The following is a 5,845-nucleotide window of genomic DNA, read 5'->3' as shown; positions in this document are numbered from 1 at the left end:
CGGGGGTTTTTGGGGCTGTAAGAGCCTGACGATGACCTACTTTCACACGGGAACCCGCACTATCATCGGCGCTGAGTCGTTTCACTGTCCTGTTCGGGATGGGAAGGAGTGGGACCAACTCGCTATGGTCATCAGGCATAAAGGGTTGTCTGGCTGATCACACGATCAATCAGACGAATTCATAGAGTTTGGAATCAGCTTTTGGCGAATTGTTTTGAATGCGTCAACTTGGCATAACACCTTGATCTAACTGATCAAAGTTATAGGGTCAAGCCGCACGAGCAATTAGTATCAGTTAGCTTAACGCATTACTGCGCTTCCACACCTGACCTATCAACGTCCTGGTCTTGAACGACTCTTCAGGGGGCTCAAGGCCCCGGCAGATCTCATCTTGAAACGAGTTTCCCGCTTAGATGCTTTCAGCGGTTATCTCTTCCACACTTAGCTACTCGGCAATGCCACTGGCGTGACAACCGATACACCAGAGGTGTGTCCACTCCGGTCCTCTCGTACTAGGAGCAGGCTTCCTCAAATCTGCAGCGCCCACGGAAGATAGGGACCAAACTGTCTCACGACGTTTTAAACCCAGCTCACGTACCTCTTTAAATGGCGAACAGCCATACCCTTGGGACCGGCTACAGCCCCAGGATGAGATGAGCCGACATCGAGGTGCCAAACACCGCCGTCGATATGAACTCTTGGGCGGTATCAGCCTGTTATCCCCAGAGTACCTTTTATCCGTTGAGCGATGGCCCTTCCATACAGAACCACCGGATCACTATGTCCTGCTTTCGCATCTGCTCGACTTGTCAGTCTCGCAGTTAAGCACGCTTATGCCATTGCACTATCGTCACGATGTCCGACCGTAACTAGCGTACCTTCGAACTCCTCCGTTACGCTTTGGGAGGAGACCGCCCCAGTCAAACTGCCTACCATGCACTGTCCCCGATCCAGATAATGGACCTAGGTTAGAACCTCAAACACACCAGGGTGGTATTTCAACGTTGGCTCCACAAGATCTAGCGACCCTGCTTCAAAGCCTCCCACCTATCCTACACAGATCTGTTCAAAGTCCAATACAAAGCTACAGTAAAGGTTCATGGGGTCTTTCCGTCTTTCCGCGGGGAGATTGCATCATCACAAACATTTCAACTTCGCTGAGTCTCAGGAGGAGACAGTGTGGCCATCGTTACGCCATTCGTGCAGGTCGGAACTTACCCGACAAGGAATTTCGCTACCTTAGGACCGTTATAGTTACGGCCGCCGTTTACTGGGACTTCAATCAAGAGCTTGCACCCCATCATTTAATCTTCCAGCACCGGGCAGGCGTCACACCCTATACGTCCACTTTCGTGTTTGCAGAGTGCTGTGTTTTTAATAAACAGTCGCAGCCACCGATTTTTTGCAACCCGTTCATGCTCCGTTGTTCACTTCACACTAATAGGGCACACCTTCTTCCGAAGTTACGGTGTCAATTTGCCGAGTTCCTTCTCCTGAGTTCTCTCAAGCGCCTTAGAATACTCATCTCGCGCACCAGTGTCGGTTTGCGGTACGGTCGTTGTTAGCTGAAGCTTAGTGGCTTTTCCTGGAACCTCGTTCAATCACTTCACCAGCAAGCTGGCTCGATCGATGGCCTCGGTATATGTGCACCGGATTTGCCTAATGCACGCCTACATCCATCTAAACCGGGAAATCCAACACCCGGATGACCTATTAAGATCCGTCCCCACATCGCACTAACAATCGGTACAGGAATATTGACCTGTTTCCCATCAGCTACGCATCTCTGCCTCGCCTTAGGGGCCGACTCACTCTACGCCGATGAACGTTGCGTAGAAAACCTTGCGCTTACGGCGAGGGGGCTTTTCACCCCCTTTAACGCTACTCATGTCAGCATTCGCACTTCTGATACCTCCAGCACGCTTTACAACGCACCTTCACAGGCTTACAGAACGCTCTCCTACCACTTGCAATAAATTGCAAATCCGCAGCTTCGGTAACTGGCTTAGCCCCGTTACATCTTCCGCGCAGGACGACTCGATCAGTGAGCTATTACGCTTTCTTTAAATGATGGCTGCTTCTAAGCCAACATCCTGACTGTTTTAGCCTTCCCACTTCGTTTCCCACTTAGCCAATTTTAGGGACCTTAGCTGGCGGTCTGGGTTGTTTCCCTCTTGAGTCCGGACGTTAGCACCCGGTGCTCTGTCTCCCAAGCTGTACTCTTCGGTATTCGGAGTTTGCCTTGGTTTGGTAAGTCGCCATGACCCCCTAGCCAAAACAGTGCTCTACCCCCGAAGGTAATACTTGAGGCACTACCTAAATAGTTTTCGGAGAGAACCAGCTATTTCCAAGTTTGTTTAGCCTTTCACCCCTATCCACAGCTCATCCGCTAGTTTTGCAACACTAGTCGGTTCGGACCTCCAGTACCTGTTACGGCACCTTCATCCTGGCCATGGATAGATCACTTGGTTTCGGGTCTACACCCAGCGACTGATCGCCCTATTCGGACTCGATTTCTCTACGGCTTCCCTATTCGGTTAACCTTGCCACTGAATGTAAGTCGCTGACCCATTATACAAAAGGTACGCAGTCACCCTTGCGGGCTCCTACTTTTTGTAAGCACGCGGTTTCAGGATCTATTTCACTCCCCTCCCGGGGTTCTTTTCGCCTTTCCCTCACGGTACTAGTTCACTATCGGTCAATGATGAGTATTTAGCCTTGGAGGATGGTCCCCCCATATTCAGACAGGATTTCTCGTGTCCCGCCCTACTTGTCGTTAGCTCAGTACCACACAGGTCATTTCACGTACGGGGCTATCACCCGCTATGGCCAGCCTTTCCAAGCTGTTCCGTTATGTCTTGTGCTATCACTAACAGGCTTCTCCGATTTCGCTCGCCACTACTTTCGGAATCTCGGTTGATGTCTTTTCCTCGAGCTACTGAGATGTTTCAGTTCACCCGGTTCGCCTCGTTACCCTATGTATTCAGATAACGATACCTTTCGGTGGGTTTCCCCATTCGGAAATCTCCGGATCAAAGCTAATTTGCCAGCTCCCCGAAGCTTATCGCAGGCTATCACGTCCTTCGTCGCCTATCATTGCCAAGGCATCCACCACGTGCTCTTATTCACTTGACCCTATAACTTTGACGTTTCCTCACGGAAACCAAAGTCAATCAAGGAATTGCCAGGTCTTTCACCTGACGCGTTATGCCGTCTTCAAAAATCGATTTGATTCGAAATTGAAGTTTCTTTTGACGCAATCAAAAATTCTTGCCGCTGATGGCACGGTCCGCACTAAACCTTTACGAATGTGCGGTTTCCATCAGCAGCGCTGATTCGACTCTATGAATTTTTAAAGAACAGCCGATTGATCAAGAGATCCTGATCAACAACAAAGAAGCCTCATGCTTTCGCAGGAAGCCGCTTTGGTGTTGAGTAAGCATCGAGTTGTTGGTGGAGGATGACGGGATCGAACCGACGACCCCCTGCTTGCAAAGCAGGTGCTCTCCCAGCTGAGCTAATCCCCCTCAACTCTCACACGAGATATCAGAAGATTTGGTGGGTCTAGTTGGGCTCGAACCAACGACCCCCGCCTTATCAAGACGGTGCTCTAACCAGCTGAGCTACAGACCCATATCGATGACCTTGACGATCTCGACTTCTTCCAACAACCGATAAGTGTGGGCGTTTAAATTAAATTGCCTGTTTCCAGAAAGGAGGTGATCCAGCCGCACCTTCCGATACGGCTACCTTGTTACGACTTCACCCCAGTCACGAACCCTGCCGTGGTAATCGCCCTCCTTGCGGTTAAGCTAACTACTTCTGGCAGAACCCGCTCCCATGGTGTGACGGGCGGTGTGTACAAGACCCGGGAACGTATTCACCGTGACATTCTGATCCACGATTACTAGCGATTCCGACTTCACGCAGTCGAGTTGCAGACTGCGATCCGGACTACGACTGGTTTTATGGGATTAGCTCCCCCTCGCGGGTTGGCAACCCTTTGTACCAGCCATTGTATGACGTGTGTAGCCCCACCTATAAGGGCCATGAGGACTTGACGTCATCCCCACCTTCCTCCGGTTTGTCACCGGCAGTCTCATTAGAGTGCCCAACTGAATGTAGCAACTAATGACAAGGGTTGCGCTCGTTGCGGGACTTAACCCAACATCTCACGACACGAGCTGACGACAGCCATGCAGCACCTGTGTTACGGCTCTCTTTCGAGCACTAAGCCATCTCTGGCAAATTCCGTACATGTCAAAGGTGGGTAAGGTTTTTCGCGTTGCATCGAATTAAACCACATCATCCACCGCTTGTGCGGGTCCCCGTCAATTCCTTTGAGTTTCAACCTTGCGGCCGTACTCCCCAGGCGGTCAACTTCACGCGTTAGCTTCGTTACTGAGTCAGTGAAGACCCAACAACCAGTTGACATCGTTTAGGGCGTGGACTACCAGGGTATCTAATCCTGTTTGCTCCCCACGCTTTCGTGCATGAGCGTCAGTACAGGCCCAGGGGATTGCCTTCGCCATCGGTGTTCCTCCGCATATCTACGCATTTCACTGCTACACGCGGAATTCCATCCCCCTCTGCCGTACTCCAGCAATGCAGTCACAGATGCAGTTCCCAGGTTGAGCCCGGGGATTTCACAACTGTCTTACATCACCGCCTGCGCACGCTTTACGCCCAGTAATTCCGATTAACGCTTGCACCCTACGTATTACCGCGGCTGCTGGCACGTAGTTAGCCGGTGCTTATTCTTACGGTACCGTCATTAGCCCTCTTTATTAGAAAGAGCCGTTTCGTTCCGTACAAAAGCAGTTTACAACCCGAAGGCCTTCATCCTGCACGCGGCATGGCTGGATCAGGCTTGCGCCCATTGTCCAAAATTCCCCACTGCTGCCTCCCGTAGGAGTCTGGGCCGTGTCTCAGTCCCAGTGTGGCTGGTCGTCCTCTCAGACCAGCTACAGATCGAAGGCTTGGTGAGCCTTTACCTCACCAACTACCTAATCTGCCATCGGCCGCTCCATTCGCGCAAGGTCTTGCGATCCCCTGCTTTCATCCGTAGATCGTATGCGGTATTAGCACAGCTTTCGCTGCGTTATCCCCCACGATTGGGCACGTTCCGATGTATTACTCACCCGTTCGCCACTCGCCGCCAGGATTGCTCCCGCGCTGCCGTTCGACTTGCATGTGTAAGGCATGCCGCCAGCGTTCAATCTGAGCCAGGATCAAACTCTATAGTTCGATCTTGATTTTTGCGCCCCATCTCGCGATGGAGCAAAACTCACAAAAACGGAATTGAAGTGAACTTCACTTCTATTCTCATGAGCGTTTTAAGTCTTGCGACTTGTTCCGAAGAACTTGTGCAATTACCTTCAAACGCCCACGCTTATCGGCTGTAATTTTTTAACGATCACCGAAGCAACTTGTCGTTTACTTCGTTTGCTTGCTGCGATCAGCGAAGCCTTGTAGTCTAGCACGATTTTTAAAGAATCGCCAAACTTTTTCGCTTTCCATTTCTTCATTATTCGCAGCTCACAACTCTCATTGTCAGCCGCCGAAGTCATTTCAGCGGAGCCTTGTAGTCTAGCACGATTTTTTCAAATCAACCAAACTATTTTGGCTTTTCGCATCCGCCAACTTCTTTCGCAACCCGCAACCTTCGTCGCAAGCCACTGAAGCAGTTCGTTTCAGCGAAGCCTTCGATTATGCACTGTTTTTTCAAACCGCGTCAACTTTTCGAAGACTTTTCTTCACCCCATCCAACCAGCCCCTAAGAACCTGCCAGACCCGAACACCAGGAGGCATTCAGCAGCGAAGCCCACGAGTATATGACAGATTT

General features: G+C 50.9%; 1 protein-coding gene, 2 tRNA genes and 3 rRNA genes. All 6 read right to left on the bottom strand.

The window, feature by feature from the left end; all coding sequences use genetic code 11:
- Positions 1–23: 23 nt before the first annotated feature.
- The 6 genes from rrf to EJP67_RS33395 all read right to left on the bottom strand — a co-directional run bounded on the left by rrf (position 24) and on the right by EJP67_RS33395 (position 5,570).
- A 5S ribosomal RNA gene (gene rrf, locus EJP67_RS33420) occupies positions 24–136 on the bottom strand.
- Between the two features lie 128 nt (positions 137–264).
- Positions 265–3,135, bottom strand: a 23S ribosomal RNA gene (locus EJP67_RS33415).
- A gap of 316 nt (positions 3,136–3,451) precedes the next feature.
- Positions 3,452–3,527, bottom strand: a tRNA-Ala gene (locus tag EJP67_RS33410).
- 29 nt (positions 3,528–3,556) lie between these two features.
- Positions 3,557–3,633: transfer RNA gene (locus EJP67_RS33405), tRNA-Ile, on the bottom strand.
- Positions 3,634–3,712: 79 nt separating this feature from the next.
- Positions 3,713–5,247, bottom strand: a 16S ribosomal RNA gene (locus tag EJP67_RS33400).
- The 16S, 23S and 5S rRNA genes sit together here with 2 tRNA genes alongside, the layout of an rRNA operon.
- Before the next feature lie 131 nt (positions 5,248–5,378).
- Positions 5,379–5,570, bottom strand: a complete 192-nt coding sequence (locus EJP67_RS33395; protein WP_126026008.1) for a hypothetical protein — start codon at positions 5,568–5,570, stop codon at positions 5,379–5,381.
- Positions 5,571–5,845 lie beyond the last annotated feature (275 nt).

Source organism: Variovorax guangxiensis, from assembly GCF_003952165.1.
In the GTDB taxonomy this organism is placed as follows: domain Bacteria; phylum Pseudomonadota; class Gammaproteobacteria; order Burkholderiales; family Burkholderiaceae_C; genus Variovorax; species Variovorax guangxiensis.
The sequence above is the reverse complement of the archived record's forward strand: the minus strand, read 5'-3'. Positions and strand labels throughout refer to the sequence as shown.

Excerpts from the sequence above, each read along its gene's own strand:
- EJP67_RS33395 (WP_126026008.1), bottom strand. The coding sequence starts at position 5,570 with ATGACTTCGGCGGCTGACAATGAGAGTTGTGAGCTGCGAATAATGAAG.